Genomic DNA, 14,814 nt, shown 5'->3' on the forward strand with positions numbered 1-14,814 from the left:
CGCGTTCTGAGTGAGAGGGGCGGGGCCGTGCCTCGCGGGGCGGGTCCCGCCCCTCTCACTACGCCCATTAGACTTTGACCCAACACCCGGCAGCGAACGCCGGGTGGTGACCCGAGGAGCCCACCTTGGCTGCTGAGCTGCATGTCGAGCTCGTCGCCGCGGACCGCAGTGTCTGGTCCGGCGAGGCCACCCTGGTCGTCGCGCGTACCACGTCCGGCGACATCGGCGTCATGCCCGGTCACCAGCCGCTGCTCGGTGTGCTGGAGTCGGGCCCGGTGACCATCCGTACGAGTGATGGTGGAACGGTCGTCGCCGCGGTGCACGGCGGTTTCATCTCTTTCGCGGACAACAAGCTGTCCCTGCTGGCCGAGATCGCCGAACTGTCGGACGAGATCGACGTCCAGCGTGCGGAGCGGGCGTTCGAGCGTGCGAAGTCGGACGCCGACGCGTCCGCCGAGCGTCGCGCGGACGTACGACTGCGGGCGGTGTCTGCGCACTGAAACCAGCGCGCAGAAGGAAGTGACTCAGCCGCGGCCAGGACCGGAGCTTTTCCGGACCGGGTCGCGGCTGAGGCGATGCGGGTGCTTTTTTCCTTTCCGTTACCTAGGAGACGAGGAGGTCGGTGTCGATGGTCCTCGCTCTGACTGTGGTCGGGTCGGTAGTACTACTGGTGGCCCTCGGACTCTTCGTCTTCGGCCTGCGTCGCAGAGTGATCCAGCGTTCGGGCGGCACCTTCGACTGCAGCCTCCGGTGGGACGTCCCGGAGAAGACCGACACGAGCGGCAAGGGCTGGGGCTATGGCATCGCCCGCTACAGCGGTGACCGGATCGAGTGGTTCCGCGTCTTCTCGTACGCGCTTCGGCCGCGGCGGGTTCTTGAACGCTCGGCGATCGAGGTCGCGGGGCGGCGGGCGCCTGAGGGTGAGGAAGAGCTCGCGCTGCTGTCCGACGCGATCATCTTGACCTGCGTCCATCGGGGGACGCGGCTTGAACTCGCCATGAGCGAGGATGCGCTGACCGGGTTTTTGGCTTGGCTGGAAGCCGCGCCGCCCGGGCAGCGGGTGAATGTGGCTTAACCATTCACCCGCTGCCCGGGCGGTTTTGGCTTATGCCGCGGGGGTCGGGGGGTGTCTGCGGGCCGGTGGGGGCTGGCCGCGCAGTTCCCCGCGCCCCTTACGGGGCCTGCAGTTCCTGCGGCCCTTACGGGGGCGCGCAGTTTCCCGCGCCCCCTACGGGGCTGCTAGTTGAGGCCGTTGTTGATGGCCGTCACCAGTTCGCCGTTCGTGGTGTCGCCGCTGAACTCCCAGAAGAACGCGCCGCCCAGGCCCTGGTTCTTGGCCCAGGTCATCTTGGAGCCGATGGTGGCCGGGGTGTCGTAGCTCCACCAGTTGTTGCCGCAGTAGGCGTACGCCGTGCCGGCGATCGTGCCGGTGGCGGGGCAGGAGTTCTTGAGGATCTTGTAGTCCTCGATGCCCGCCTCGTACGTGCCGGGTGCCGCGCCGGTCGCCGAACCGCCGGGGGCGGCCTGGGTGACGCCGGTCCAGCCGCGTCCGTAGAAGCCGATACCGAGCAGCAGCTTCTTGGACGCCACGCCCTTGCTCTTGAGCTTGGCGATGGCGTCGGCCGAGTTGAAGCCGGCCGTCGGGATGCCGCTGTACGAGGTCAGCGGCGAGTGCGGGGCGGTCGGGCCCTGCGCGTTGAAGGCGCCGAAGTAGTCGTACGTCATCACGTTGTACCAGTCGAGGTACGTGCTGGCGCCGCCGTAGTCGGCCGCGTCGATCTTGCCGCCGGAGGAGCCGTCCGCCGTGATGGCGGCGGTGACCAGGTAGTTGGAGCCGAACTCGGTCCGCAGTGCCTGGGTGAGGGTCTTGAAGGAGCTGAAGCCGGACGCGTCGCAGCTCAGGCCGCAGGCGTTCGGGTACTCCCAGTCGATGTCGATGCCGTCGAAGACGTCGGCCCAGCGCGGGTCCTCGACGAGGGCCTTGCAGGACGCGGCGAACGCGGCCGGGTTGGCGGCGGCCTCACCGAAGCCGCCCGAGTAGGTCCAGCCGCCGAACGACCACAGCACCTTGATGTTCGGGTACTTGGCCTTCAGCTGGCGCAGCTGATTGAAGTTGCCGCGCAGGGGCTGGTCCCAGGTGTCGGCGGTGCCGCTGACGGACTGGTCGGCGGTGTACGCCTTGTCGGTGGCCGCGTAGGCGTCGTCGAGGGTGCACTTGCCGCCCTTGACGTTGCCGAACGCGTAGTTGATGTGGGTGATCTTCGACGCGGAGCCGGAGCTGACCAGGTTCTTCACGTGGTAGTTGCGCCCGTAGACGCCCCACTCGGTGAAGTAGCCGAGCTTGACCTTGTCGCCGGTGGGCGGCGGGTCGGTGGTGCCGCCCGTGGTGTGCACGGCGGTCGCGCCGCTGACCGGACCGGTCTGGTCGGCCGTGTCACGCGCCTGCACGGTGTAGGAGTAGTCGGTGCCGGCGGTCAGACCGGTGTCGCTGTACGAGGTCCCGGTCACCGTGGCGACCTTGGCGCCGTCGCGCAGGACGTCGTAGTTCTTGATGCCCTTGTCGTCGGTGGCGGCGCTCCAGGCGAGTTTCACCGAGGTGTTGGTGATGTCGGAGGCCGTCGGCTTGCCCGGGGCGGAGGGCGCGTTGTCGCCGGGGACGGTGGGTCCGCCGTCACAACTGCCGCCGTTGAGCTTGCAGTTGGCGGGGGAGCCGGCGCCCGCGCCGTTGAAGCCGAAGGAGAGGGAGGCGCCCGGAGCGAGGGTGCCGTTCCAGGACTTGTTCTTGGCGGTCCAGTGGGTGCCGGAGCTGGTGACGTCGGCGTCCCAGGCGGAGGTGACCGAGGTGCCCGAGGGGAAGTCCCACTCGACGGTCCAGGAGCTGAGGGCCGTGGTACCGGTGTTCTTGACGGTCCACTTGCCCTCGAAGCCCGTTCCCCAGTCCTGGGTCTTGGCGTAGGTGGCGGTCGCCGACGTGGCGGCGGAGGCGGGGCTCGCGAGCCCGACCAGGGCGGCGAACGGCAGCAGCAGGGTGGTGAACCCCGCTATGGCTCTGTGACCGAGTCTGCGTCTGAGGCGCATCCGCGTCTCCTTGGGGGAGTTTTATGAGGTGCGCAGGACAATAGAAAGGTCTGGACCATAGGTCAATAGGTCCAGACCACTGTTGGGGTGTGGTGCGACTACTTGTTACACGCCCAACTCCTGGGCCAGTACGGCCGCCTGCACCCGGCTGCGCAGTCCCAGCTTCCCCAGCAGGCGGCTGACGTGTGTCTTCACCGTCGCCTCCGCCATGTCGAGGCGCAGTCCGATCTCCGCGTTGGACAGGCCCTCGCCCAGGCGGGCGAGGACCTCCCGTTCGCGCCGGGTCAGCGCGTCCAGGACCGAGGGGTCCGCCGACGGTGCGCGGACGGGGCGTGCGGCGAACTCGGCGATCAGCCGGCGGGTGACCGCGGGGGAGATCAGGCCCTCGCCGCCCGCCACCGTGCGGACCGCCTCGATGAGTTGGCGGGCCTCGGTGTTCTTCAGCAGAAAGCCGGCGGCGCCCGCGCGCAGCGCGCCGAACACGTACTCGTCCAGGTCGAACGTGGTCAGTACGAGGACGTCGGCGAGGTTCTCCCCGACGACCTGGCGGGTGGCGGCGACGCCGTCCAGGCGGGGCATCTGGATGTCCATCAGGACCAGGTCGGGGCGTAGTTCCCGGGCCATGGCCACCGCCTGCTCGCCGTCCGCGGCCTCGCCGATCACCTCGATGTCGGGGGCGCTGCCCAGGATGAGGACGAGTCCGGCGCGTACGGCGGACTGGTCCTCGGCGACGAGCACACGGATCATGCGGTTTCTCCTTCGGCGATCGGGAGGGTGGCGCGGACCGTCCAGGTGCTGCCGCCCGGTGTGTTCCGCGGGGCGGTCGCCGTTCCCTCGGTCCCGGGTCCCGCCTCGAAGGTGCCCTGCAACAGGGCGACCCGTTCGCGCATGCCGATCAGGCCCGCGCCCGAACCGGGGGCGCGGGGGCCGTCGTGCCGGACCTCGCCGAAAGGGCTGGTCACCCGTACGTCCAGGGCGTGGTCGCGCTGCACGAGGGAGACGGTGACCCGGCCGGGGGAGGCGTGCTTGAGGGCGTTGGTCAGGGATTCCTGCACGATGCGGTAGGCGGCGAGTTCGACCGGGGCCGGGAGCACGGTGCGGGCGCAGTCGAGGGTGACGTCCAGGCCGTTGCCGCGGGCGTGTTCCACCAGGGAGGCGAGTCCGTCCAGGGTGGGCGCGGCGGCCGGCTCGGTGTCCCCGCTGCTGTCGCGCAGGATGCCGATGAGACGGCGCATCTCGGCGAGCCCCTCGACACTGTTCTCGCGGATCACCCCGAGCGCCTGTTTCGAGGTGTCCGGGTCGTCGAGGGAGAGCGCGGCCGTGGAGTGGATGGCGATCGCCGACAGGTGGTTGGCCACCATGTCGTGCAACTCCCTCGCCATCCGGGCGCGTTCGGCGGTGACGGCCTGGACGCGGTCGATCTCGGCGAGCAGGGCGGTCTGTTCGGCGCGCAGCCGGGCGGCCTCCGCGGCGTCGCGGTGGTTGCGGACCACCCAGCCGGTCGCGCCGGGCGTGAACGCCACGATGCCGACGACCACACCGATCAGCAGCGCTTCCGGGACCCGCCAGACGGCGAACGGCACCACCGTGCCGAGCACCGTGAGCACCCCGCTGATCCACAGGACGCGGCGGGCGGTGGCGGGCGGGCCGTACAGGACGGCCGCATACACGAGGTCCGTGAACATCACGACCGTGGCCAGGCTGCCCTGCGTGATCGTGTCGGCGGTCAGTGCGGCGACGCCGACCAGCAGGCCCGTGCGCGGACGGGTCCGGCGCAGCAGCTCGCAGCCCGCCGTCACGGCGAGCGGCAGCAGGATCGGCCAGCGGCCCGACCAGAGCACGATCGGGTCGGCGGCCGGGCGGGTGCCGAGGCCGACGGCCCAGAGGAGGAGCCCGCCGAGCAGTCCCGCCAGCGCGATGCGTACGTCGTCGCGGTGCGGGCGCGGGTGTCGGAGGGCCATGACTCCATCCAACACGGCGGGTCCGCCCGTCGCCTGATGCCGCAGGACGGTCTGCCGGTACATCGAAGGATGCAGTACGACTTCGTCACTGCCGACGACGATCGGGGGCGCGGCCCGCGGAAGTCTTGAAGGGTGACCGAGAGGAGTTCGTCGTGGTCGTCACGCTGATCGTCGTGTGCGAGGTCGGCTTCTGGGTGCTGCTGGCCGGGGGGCTCGCCTTCCGCTATCTGCTTCGGATGCCCCGCACCGGGCTGGCGCTGTTGCTGTGCGAGCCGCTGCTGGAGGTCGTGCTGCTGGTGGTCACCGCGCTGGACCTCAAGGCCGGGGCCGAGCCGAACTGGACGCACGGGCTGGCCGCGCTGTACATCGGGTACACCGTCGGACACGGGCACCGGACCGTGTCGTGGCTCGACGGGCATGCGGCGCATCGGCTCGGCGGGGGGCCTCGGCCGGCGGGGCCGCCGCGGTACGGGATGGCTCGGGCGCGGCACGAGGGGCGGGTGTGGGTCGGGACCGTGGTGGGGGCTGCCGTCGCCACGGCTCTGCTTCAGATCGCGATCTGGTACGTCGGTGACCCTGGGCGGGTGTCCTCGCTGGAGAGCTGGCGGTATGTGGCGTGGCGGGCTGCCGGGATTCACGGGGTGATCGCGTTGACGTATCTGGTGTTTCCGAAGAAGGTGCCGGAGTCTGTGGCGGGCCTGACGAAGGAGTGACTGGGGTGCGGTTCTCGGGTGCGGGCCCGGTGGGGGCCGGTCGCGCAGTTCCCCGCGCCCCTTAAAAGCGACAAGACTGCGCCGTTCCCCGCGCCCCTTGAGAGCGAAGGGATTGCGCCGTTGCCCGCGCTCCTGGGAGTTGGAGGCAACGGGATTGCGCCGTTGCCCGCGGCCCCTGGAGGCGGAAGACGGCAAGACTGCGTCGTTCCCCGCGCCCCCAGGGGACAAGCGTCAGCGTTCGCCGCCCGGGATCCACAGGACGTCGCCCACTTCCTTGTTCGCTGTCCTTGCCAGGATGAAGAGGAGGTCCGAGAGGCGGTTCAGGTAGGTCGCTGTGAGGGGGTTCATCACCTCCGCGTGGGATTCCAGGGCCGTCCAGGTCGAGCGTTCCGCCCGGCGGACCACCGTGCAGGCCTGGTGGAGCAGGGCCGCTCCGGGCGTGCCGCCGGGGAGGATGAAGGAGCGGAGCTTCTCCAGCTGTTCGTTGAAGCGGTCGCAGTCCGCCTCCAGCTTGTCGATGTAGAACTGCTCGACGCGCAGCGGCGGGAACTCGGGGTTCTCCACGACCGGCGTCGACAGGTCCGCCCCCACGTCGAACAGGTCGTTCTGGACGCGGGAGAGGACCTTCACGATCTCCTCGTCGAGGTTGCCGAGGGCGATCGCCGTGCCGAGGGCCGCGTTCGCCTCGTTGGCGTCGGCGTACGCCGAGATCCGCGGATCCGTCTTGGCGGTGCGGCTCATGTCGCCGAGGGCGGTGGTGCCCTGGTCGCCGGTCCTGGTGTAGATGCGCGTCAGATTGACCATGCGGCCAGCGTAGTTACGCCCCGGCCGTTCGGAACACGCGTGTGCCCACTGTCACGGCGAGTCCCGCGAGGCCGACGGCCACGAGGACCCCGTACGCCATGGAGGCGGTCGCGTACGAGCCGGTGTACGCGTCCCGCATCGCGTCCACGAGATAGCGCAGCGGCATGACGTGCGAGAGGGCGTCCAGCCAGCCCGGGGCCAGCGACATGGGCAGCATCAAGCCGGACAGGAGCATGGAGGGCATGGTCAGGGCGTTGATCGTCGGGCCGAACGCGTGGGGCGAGCTGATCCGCATGGCCAGCGCGTAGGAGAGCGAGGCCAGGGAGACCGTCAGGAGGGCGACGAAGGCGAAGCCGATCAGGATGCCCGCCACGGGCGCGCGCAGGCCCATCACCACGGCGGCCAGGACCAGCAGGACCGCTTGGAGGACGAAGACGGCCGTGTCGCGCAGTACCCGGCCGAGCAGGAGCGCGAGCCGGCTGACCGGGGTGACGCGCATCCGCTCGACGACCCCGTGGTTCTTCTCGACGATGATCATGAATCCGGCGAACGCGGCGCCGAACAGGCCGAGCTGGAGCAGCAGTCCCGGTACCAGGATCTGCCAGGAACTCCCGCCGCCGCCGCCCAGCGGCAGATCGGTGAGCAGGGGGCCGAAGAAGAGCAGGTACAGCAGCGGCATCAGTACGCCGAAGAGCATCGCGAATCTGGAGCGCAGGGTCTGGCGGAGATAGCGCCCGAAGATCAGCGCGGTGTCGTGGAGAAGCATGGGCAGGTCACTTCCTCGATGGCCGGCGGCCGATGGCTAGACGGTTGCGGGGGCGGGAGCCGTCGGCTCCGGGGTGCGGCCGGTGATCGCCAGGAACGTGTCCTGGAGCGTCGCGTCGATCGACCCCCCGTACCGGAGCTTGAGCGCGCTCGGCGTGCCCTCCGCGACCACGACACCCCCGTCGACGATCACAAGCCGGTCGGCCAGCGCGTCCGCCTCGTCGAGGTAGTGCGTGGTGAGGACGACGGTGGTGCCGTGCTCGGTACGGAGGCGGCGGACGAGGTCCCAGAGGTCGGCGCGGCTCGCCGGGTCGAGGCCGGTGGTCGGCTCGTCGAGGAACAGCACCTTCGGGCGGTGGACGAGGCCGAGCGCGATGTCGAGCCGGCGGCGCTGCCCGCCGGAGAGCGCCGACGTCTTCCGGTCGAGGAGGTCGGTCAGGCCGAGATCCAGGGCCAGTTCGTCGGCGCGCTCGACCGCCTGCCGCTTCGTCAGACGGTAGAGGCGGCCCTGCGTGACCAGTTCCTCCCGTACGGAGACCTGGGGGTCGACCCCGCCCGACTGCGCCACGTACCCGCACGCGCGGCGCACGCCCGCCGGGTCGCCGGCCAGGTCGTGGCCCGCCACGGTGGCGGCGCCGCCGGTGGGGGCCAGCAGGGTCGTGAGCATCCGGAGCGTGGTCGTCTTGCCGGCGCCGTTCGGGCCGAGGAGGCCGAGGATCTCGCCCGGCGCCACGGTGAGATCGATGCCGCGGACCGCCTCGACGGGGCCGCGCTTGGTGTGGAACGTCCGGGCCAGGCCGGCCGTGCTGATGATGGGCATGCGTCAAGAAAAACAGAGGCACCCCAATTTTGCAATGCCACCAAAATTTGGAGGAGCCCAGAAAATCCCGGTCCGGCCTACGATGAGGCCATGGCAGAGGGGCTCAGGGAGCGGAAGAAGCGCGAGACCAGGCAGCGCATCTCGGACATCGCCACGGGACTGTTCCTGGAGCACGGCTTCGTCACCGTGACGATGGTCGACGTCGCGGACGCCGCCGATGTGTCCGTGAACACCGTGTACAACTACTTCCCCGCCAAGGAAGACCTCTTCTTCGACCGCAGCAAGGGCGTGATCGACCGGCTCTCGCGCTGGGTGCGCGGCCGGGATCCCGGCGAGTCGGCCGCCGCCGCCGTCCTGCGCGAACTGCGCGAGGAGGTCGAGGCGGTCTCGCCGCGGGTCGGCCTGATGGACGGGTACGACCGGTTCATGCGCGTCATCCACGACGCGCCGGCCCTGCGCTCCCGGCTGTGGAGTCTCCAGCAGGAGGTGCACGACCACCTGGCGGACACCCTGCGCGAGGAGACGGGCGCCGCGCCCGACGATCCGATGCCCGGCCTGATGGCGGGCCAGATCGGCTGGCTCCACCAGACGGTCATGAGCACCGTCGGCCGCGAGATGATCGCCGGGCGCGATCCGGCCGAGGTCTCCCGCGAGGTGCTGACGCTCCTGGACGGCATGGAGGACCTTTTGAGCGAGAAGGTCCTCAACTACGCCGTACGAGCGGCGGAATGAGCCGCCCGGTGTGATGTCCGTCAGATGAGACGTGACGCGCATTACTTAGCGGTCACACGGCACCTCACGAGCGCTATGGTCCGCCGGAGAGGCAACTCGAAGGCGCGTTGTTCGGGGCTGTCTCGCGTTGTCAGCACCAGTCGTCCCGGTCGGCCTCTCGCCGGCCGGAGTCCGGGGTCGCGCGGCGGTCGCCGCACATCGACGCGGCCCCGGGGAAGAAGCAGCAGGGGAGTCGGACAGTGGCAGGGAAGCTCGCCGTCATCGGGGCCGGACTCATGGGGTCCGGTATCGCCCAGGTCGCCGCACAGGCCGGCTGGGACGTCGTCCTGCGGGATGTCACCGACGCGGCGCTGACCCGTGGCACCGACGGCATCAAGGTCTCGTACGACAAGTTCGTGAGCAAGGGGAAGCTGGACGCGGGCGCGGCCGAAGAGGCGCTGGGCCGCATCACCACGACCACCGACCTGGACGCGGTCGCCGACGTCGACCTCGTCGTCGAGGCCGTGTTCGAGAAGCTGGAAGTCAAGCACGAGATCTTCCGTGCGCTCGACAAGCTGGTGAAGGACGAGACCGTACTCGCCTCCAACACCTCCGCCATCCCGATCACCAAGATCGCGGCGGCCACCGGGCGCCCGGAGCGGGTCGTCGGCGTGCACTTCTTCTCGCCGGTGCCGATGATGCAGCTCTGCGAGCTGGTCCGCGGCTACAAGACCAGCGACGAAGCGCTCGCCACCGCCCGGGAGTTCGCCGAGTCGGTCGGCAAGACCTGCATCGTCGTCAACCGCGACGTGGCCGGCTTCGTCACCACCCGGCTCATCTCGGCACTCGTCGTCGAGGCGGCCAAGCTGTACGAGTCGGGCGTGGCCACCGCCGAGGACATCGACCTGGCCTGCAAGCTGGGCTTCGGTCACGCCATGGGACCGCTCGCCACCGCCGACCTCACGGGTGTCGACATCCTGCTGCACGCGGCGGGCAACATCTACACCGAGTCCCAGGACGAGAAGTTCGCCCCGCCGGAACTGATGCGCCGGATGGTTGACGCCGGTGACATCGGACGCAAGAGCGGGCAGGGCTTCTACACGTACTGACACACGTACCGGTTCCGTGGTGGACCACGACCCGTCACACCGTCACTCGTCAGGGTGATTTGGGTATCGGTTCGCTCACGGACGGCAACTTCTGCCCCGGTACGGCAGTCAGTCCTGGCAACACCTCGCACCACAGGACAGACGAAGACGCCGAGTACGAAAAACGCACTCTCGGGGAGCGCATATGCACATCAGGGGCGACCACGCCGAGCTGGTCGTCGGGGGCCGCCTCGACGTCCGCAGCGCGGCGGACGCCCGTACGGTCCTGCACACGGCCATCGACGACGGCGTCGGCGACCTGGTGCTCGACCTGTCAGAGCTGGACTCCTGGGACGCCACCGGACTCGGTGTCATCATGGGGGCCCACCGGCGGGCGGGGCGGTGCGGCCGGAGGCTTGTGCTGCGCGGCGTCAAGCCGCAGATGCAGCGCCTGCTGGTGGCCACCCGCCTCCACCGCATCCTGGCGATCGAGGGCGGTATCGGGGTCGAATCACTGCCCCGGGTGTGAAGCTTCGCGTCACTGCCGCAAACGGCGAAGATCGGATCGGAAGCGGCGTACGAAACCCGTACCTCGCGAACAATCCTCACGAAGCTGTGACGTCTCGGACGGCGCGGTACCCCGTGTGTTCGTAGATACTGTGCGAAGGTTTAGGGTTCGCGTGCCCGCGTGTTGATGAACCCGTCAGTGGGCACCGGACCAGAAGCGACAGCGCAGTGTGCGGCAGGCCGGAGGGGGCTCGCACACGACGCTTTTGGGGGGCTTGGACCTATGGACCCGACCAACCGGGGACCCGAAGACCACGGTCACGACGACGACTCGGCGCCACGACAGCGCCCACCGCGCGAGCCTTTGACGCACGCGCTGGGGCAGGGTGGCGTCCAGCACACACCCGCACCGGCCCGCACCGTCCAGCTCGTCGCGGGCGACCATCTGCTCACCGTCAATCCCGTCGACGGCAGCGAGATCGAGCTCTGCCCGCCGGGCGAGCGGCCGCCGCGGCCCACGAAGTTCAGCGCCGCCGAGCGGACCGAGCACACCCGCGCCGCACGGCCGCCCGTCCCGCCCGGGGCGCCGGGGCCCGGACTGCCGCTCCTGGAGCGCCAGGAGGAGCGTGAGCGGCTCGTACGGCTGCTCGCGCGCGGCCGTTCCGTACGGCTCACCGGGCCCCCGGGCTCGGGCCGCACCGTTCTGCTGGACGCCGTCGCCGACGACTGCGCGGACCTCGCGCCCGACGGCGTGATCCGCCTCAGCGGCCATCGCCGCACGGCCGACGATCTGCTGCACGAACTCTTCGCCACCGTCTACGACGCCCCGCTGTACCGGCCGGAACAGGACGAACTGCTCGCACTCGTCCACGAGATCGGCGCGGTCGTCGTCCTGGACGACGTGGAGTTCGGCGGCAACGCGCTCGAAGACCTGCTCGACGCCACACCCGAGTGCGCCTTCCTCGTCTCCGCGACGCCCGAGATCGCCGCGCCGGTCGCCGACTCGCTCCTCGAAGAGGTCTTCCTCGGCGGCCTCGGCCGCGCCGGCGGACTCGAACTGCTGGAGCGTGCCGTCGGCCGCGTCCTCACCGAGGAGGAGGCCAACTGGGCGGGCGACCTCTGGTTCGAGTCCGAGGGCCTCCCGCTGCGCTTCGTCCAGGCCGGCGCCCTGCTGCGGCAGCGCGACCAGCTGAGCACCGACCCGGAGGCCTTCGACGACTTCGGCCGCTACTCCGGCGAATACGACGACGCGCCCGCGGACGCCCACCCGGACGCACCCGTGGACGCGTCCACCGACGTGCCCACCGACGCCTCCGGCACCGAGGACCGCCACGAGGTATCGCTGCCCTCGCTCGCCGAGGGTGCCGCGCCCGCCGCGCTGCTCGCCTCCCGGCTCAGCGAGTCGGCCCGCGCCACCCTGCGCTTCGCCGTCGCCCTGAGCGGCGAGGTGCCGCACCAGGCGCATCTGCCCGCCATCGTGGGCCACACGCACGCGGACGCCGCGCTCGCGGAACTCGTCGGCTGCGCGCTCGTCACCCCGGTCGGCTCGCACTACCGGCTCGCGCCCGGTGTGCAGACCCAGCTGGAGAGCGCCGGCTACGCCGCGGACGCCGAGGAGACGGCCCGCGCCGCCGCCCGGCACTACGCCTGGTGGGCCGGGCACCCGTCCGTCACCCCGGAGCGGGTCTGCGCCGAGGCGGACGCCGTGCTCGCCGCCCTGGCCGCCCTGGTGCCGCTGACCGTGCCGCCGGTGGAGGACGAGGAGAACGCCCCGGCGGTGGAGCTGGCCCGGACGGCCGCGCCCGCCTTCGCCGCGGGACTGCACTGGAGCGCCTGGGAGCGCGCGCTGCGCTCCGGGAGCGAGGCCGCCCGGCTCGCCGGCGAGGTCTCGGATCAAGCCTATTTCCACCACGAGTTGGGCATCCTCGCGCTCTGCGGCGGACAGCTCGACCGGGCCCGCGCCGAACTGGAAGCCTCCGTGGGCCTGCGCGGCGCCCTCGCCGACAAGCGCGGCACCGTCGCGGGCCGGCGCGCCCTGGCCCTGGTCGCGGACCGCTCGGGCTTCGCCGGCCTCCCGGTTCCGCCGGGACAGGGACTCCTGGCGCTGCCCGCGGGGGCCGGCTCCACGTCCGGCGAGGAGGTGCCCGACGCGCGGTACGAGGAGTCGGCGTCCCCGCCCGGCGGCGTACCGGCCGCGCTCGCGGCGGTCCCCTCGCTGCAGGGACCCGGCGAGCCCGCCACGCTGATCACGCACCGCACCGGGTCCACCTCCTCGGCGAAGGCCGGCGGAGTCAAGGCGGGCGGGGTGAAGGGCCTGGTCAACGGCACCCGGCGCAACCTGGTGGCCGCCGGGGCGGGCGCCCTGCTCGCCGCCGTGCTCGGCACGGTGGTGACGCTCGGCGCGACCTCCAACCCCGACGACAACACCCCGTCGGAGAAGGTCGGCGTCACCCCGTCGGCCAGCGCGGACGACGAGGGCGAGGGGCTCGGAGCGGACCGGCCGAAGAAGGGCAGCAGCGACGTCGACTCGACCGCCCGGCCGACCGACCCGGGCGAGGACGGCGTCCTCGGGACCTCGGACGACCCGACACCGACGTCGACCGGTGAGCCGTCGGACGACCCGAGCGGGTCGAAGGAACCGAGCCCGACGAAGTCCACGACGAAGCCGCCGTCGTCCACGAAGCCGCCGACTTCGCCGAAGCCGTCGGACACGACGAAGCCGCCGAGCTCGACTCCGACGCCCACTCCGACGCCGACCGAGCCCTCCGGGGAGCCCAGCGAGACCCCGCCGACCGAACCGTCGACCTCCGACTCGGCCAGCGGCCCCGCGTCCAGCCCGGTCACGAGCAGCTCCGCGAGCGGCAGCGCGCCCGGGTCGCCGACGGTGATCTGACAGACATGGCATGACACAGACACGGCATGACGGTGGGCCGGGACCTTTCACAGGTCCCGGCCCACCGTCATGCCGTACGAACGATTCCGGCCCGGGTCAGAACAGCCGCAGCTTGTCGTCTTCGATGCCCCGCATCGCGTTGTAGTCGAGGACCGTGCAGCCGATGCCCCGGTCCGTGGCGAGCACGCGGGCCTGCGGCTTGATCTCCTGGGCGGCGAAGATGCCGCGGACCGGCGCGAGATGCGGGTCGCGGTTCAACAGGTCGAGGTAGCGCGTCAGTTGCTCCACGCCGTCGATCTCGCCGCGCCGCTTGATCTCCACGGCGACGGTCTTGCCGTCCGCGTCGCGGCACAGGATGTCGACCGGGCCGATGGCCGTCATGTACTCGCGGCGGATCAGCGAGTAGCCCTCGCCGAGGATCTCGATCCGGTCGGCGAGCAGTTCCTGGAGGTGCGCCTCCACGCCGTCCTTGATCAGGCCGGGGTCGACGCCGAGCTCGTGCGAGGAGTCGTGGAGGACCTCCTCCATGGTGATGATGAGCTTCTCGCCCGCCTTGTTGATGACGGTCCACACACCTTCGTCGTCACCCGACCCCTCCTTCAGGGTGCAGGGCGGCGACATCCAGTTGAGGGGCTTGTAGGCCCGGTCGTCCGCGTGGATCGAGACGCTGCCGTCCGCCTTCACGAGGATGAGACGGGGGGCCGACGGGAGATGGGCGGTGAGCCGGCCCGCGTAGTCAACGGAGCAGCGGGCAATGACGAGACGCATGGTCGGCAACGCTACTCGACCGGCACGGGTCGGCGCGATCCGGCCAGGGTGCTCGGCGACCGGAGTTGACCGGAGTCTCTCCCGCCGACTTCCCTGTCGCCCCTGTTTCCCCGGATAAGCCCTGTTCGAAAGTGGCCGGTTGTGTGCACGTTGGGTCTTCGCTGTGTGCCCAATGTCCTGGTGCGGCCACGAACAGTTGCCTACCGTATGAACGGGAGGTCGCGATGCATGTACTCAGCGTGTTCGACATCGCGGTCTCCTTCCCTGTCCGTCAACCCCCTCTGCCGAGGGGGTGCGAGAGGAGAACCCATGTCGCTGGACGTCTCACCGGCCCTACTCGAAAAGGCCGAGCGAGGCGAGGTCGACGAAGCGGAATTCGTCGACTGCGTCCGGACCTCCCTGCCCTACGCATGGGAGATGATCAGCTCCCTGGTGGCACAGCTGAAGGTGGACGGCGGCAACTTCGCCGACAACCAGACGCCTCCGCCGGACGAGCAGGCGCGGGGCCAGCTGCTGCGTGCCCTCGCGAGTGACGCGATACGAGGTGCGTTGCAGCGGCACTTCGGGGTGAGGCTGGCCTTCCAGAACTGCCACCGGGTGGCAGTGTTCCCGCTGGACGGCTCGGTGGACGACACCCTGACCCGCTTCACGTCGGTGCGCAGTCAGCTGCTGAACCAGTCGCCGGAGTTCCGGGACTGCTGATGCG

Annotated in this window: 15 protein-coding genes; 8 read left to right on the plus strand and 7 right to left on the minus strand. The window is 70.5% G+C overall.

Annotated elements, in window-relative coordinates; all coding sequences use genetic code 11:
- The first annotated feature begins 125 nt into the window (after positions 1 to 125).
- Both ACZ60E_RS22745 and ACZ60E_RS22750 read left to right on the plus strand, forming a co-directional pair.
- Complete coding sequence (locus tag ACZ60E_RS22745; RefSeq protein WP_107021294.1) at positions 126 to 500, plus strand: F0F1 ATP synthase subunit epsilon; 375 nt, start codon at positions 126 to 128, stop codon at positions 498 to 500.
- 128 nt (positions 501 to 628) lie between these two features.
- Positions 629 to 1,075, plus strand: coding sequence for a DUF2550 domain-containing protein (locus ACZ60E_RS22750; RefSeq protein ID WP_189773465.1), 447 nt, complete (start codon positions 629 to 631; stop codon positions 1,073 to 1,075).
- A gap of 164 nt (positions 1,076 to 1,239) precedes the next feature.
- Here ACZ60E_RS22750 and ACZ60E_RS22755 read toward each other — a convergent pair whose 3' ends face one another.
- From ACZ60E_RS22755 to ACZ60E_RS22765, 3 genes are all read right to left on the minus strand, one after another.
- Positions 1,240 to 3,078: a glycosyl hydrolase family 18 protein gene (locus ACZ60E_RS22755; protein ID WP_469442656.1), complete on the minus strand. Its 1,839-nt coding sequence runs from the start codon at positions 3,076 to 3,078 to the stop codon at positions 1,240 to 1,242.
- 105 nt (positions 3,079 to 3,183) lie between these two features.
- On the minus strand, positions 3,184 to 3,825 hold the full coding sequence (locus ACZ60E_RS22760; RefSeq protein WP_384803136.1) for a response regulator: 642 nt from the start codon (positions 3,823 to 3,825) through the stop codon (positions 3,184 to 3,186).
- Positions 3,822 to 5,039: a sensor histidine kinase gene (locus tag ACZ60E_RS22765; RefSeq protein WP_469442658.1), complete on the minus strand. Its 1,218-nt coding sequence runs from the start codon at positions 5,037 to 5,039 to the stop codon at positions 3,822 to 3,824. The genes ACZ60E_RS22760 and ACZ60E_RS22765 overlap by 4 nt, the downstream gene beginning before the upstream one ends.
- A gap of 152 nt (positions 5,040 to 5,191) precedes the next feature.
- Between ACZ60E_RS22765 and ACZ60E_RS22770 the strand changes: the two genes are divergently transcribed.
- Positions 5,192 to 5,752 (plus strand): hypothetical protein, encoded by a 561-nt coding sequence (locus tag ACZ60E_RS22770; protein ID WP_469442660.1) that lies wholly within the window; start codon positions 5,192 to 5,194, stop codon positions 5,750 to 5,752.
- A 231-nt stretch (positions 5,753 to 5,983) separates the two neighbouring features.
- Here ACZ60E_RS22770 and ACZ60E_RS22775 read toward each other — a convergent pair whose 3' ends face one another.
- From ACZ60E_RS22775 to ACZ60E_RS22785, 3 genes are read right to left on the minus strand one after another with little or no spacing between them, the layout of a single operon-like run.
- Positions 5,984 to 6,556 carry a cob(I)yrinic acid a,c-diamide adenosyltransferase gene (locus ACZ60E_RS22775; RefSeq protein WP_384803130.1) on the minus strand — a complete coding sequence of 191 codons (573 nt, stop codon included), beginning with the start codon at positions 6,554 to 6,556 and terminating at the stop codon, positions 5,984 to 5,986.
- Positions 6,557 to 6,569: 13 nt separating this feature from the next.
- Positions 6,570 to 7,322, minus strand: a complete 753-nt coding sequence (locus tag ACZ60E_RS22780) for an ABC transporter permease (protein ID WP_469442663.1) — start codon at positions 7,320 to 7,322, stop codon at positions 6,570 to 6,572.
- Positions 7,323 to 7,358: 36 nt separating this feature from the next.
- The gene (locus ACZ60E_RS22785; protein WP_469442666.1) at positions 7,359 to 8,141 is read right to left on the minus strand and encodes an ABC transporter ATP-binding protein; all 783 of its coding nucleotides are present in this window, start codon (positions 8,139 to 8,141) and stop codon (positions 7,359 to 7,361) included.
- Between the two features lie 90 nt (positions 8,142 to 8,231).
- On the opposite strand from ACZ60E_RS22785, the gene ACZ60E_RS22790 reads away from it, so the two are divergent.
- The 4 genes from ACZ60E_RS22790 to ACZ60E_RS22805 all read left to right on the plus strand — a co-directional run bounded on the left by ACZ60E_RS22790 (position 8,232) and on the right by ACZ60E_RS22805 (position 13,340).
- On the plus strand, positions 8,232 to 8,873 hold the full coding sequence (locus ACZ60E_RS22790) for a TetR/AcrR family transcriptional regulator (RefSeq protein WP_469442668.1): 642 nt from the start codon (positions 8,232 to 8,234) through the stop codon (positions 8,871 to 8,873).
- A gap of 239 nt (positions 8,874 to 9,112) precedes the next feature.
- The gene (locus tag ACZ60E_RS22795) at positions 9,113 to 9,961 is read left to right on the plus strand and encodes a 3-hydroxyacyl-CoA dehydrogenase family protein (RefSeq protein ID WP_469442670.1); all 849 of its coding nucleotides are present in this window, start codon (positions 9,113 to 9,115) and stop codon (positions 9,959 to 9,961) included.
- Positions 9,962 to 10,145: 184 nt separating this feature from the next.
- Positions 10,146 to 10,469: an STAS domain-containing protein gene (locus tag ACZ60E_RS22800; RefSeq protein WP_107021287.1), complete on the plus strand. Its 324-nt coding sequence runs from the start codon at positions 10,146 to 10,148 to the stop codon at positions 10,467 to 10,469.
- 261 nt (positions 10,470 to 10,730) lie between these two features.
- A complete protein-coding gene (locus tag ACZ60E_RS22805; RefSeq protein WP_469442673.1) occupies positions 10,731 to 13,340 on the plus strand; it encodes an ATP-binding protein in 2,610 nt (869 codons plus the stop codon).
- A gap of 96 nt (positions 13,341 to 13,436) precedes the next feature.
- Here the strand turns inward: ACZ60E_RS22805 and nucS are convergent, their stop codons facing one another.
- The gene (nucS, locus tag ACZ60E_RS22810) at positions 13,437 to 14,108 is read right to left on the minus strand and encodes an endonuclease NucS (RefSeq protein WP_107021285.1); all 672 of its coding nucleotides are present in this window, start codon (positions 14,106 to 14,108) and stop codon (positions 13,437 to 13,439) included.
- A 309-nt stretch (positions 14,109 to 14,417) separates the two neighbouring features.
- Between nucS and ACZ60E_RS22815 the strand changes: the two genes are divergently transcribed.
- On the plus strand, positions 14,418 to 14,810 hold the full coding sequence (locus ACZ60E_RS22815) for an SCO5389 family protein (protein WP_107021284.1): 393 nt from the start codon (positions 14,418 to 14,420) through the stop codon (positions 14,808 to 14,810).
- The last annotated feature ends 4 nt before the right edge of the window (positions 14,811 to 14,814 follow it).

The sequence above is a fragment of the Streptomyces sp. NPDC102514 genome, from assembly GCF_055584525.1.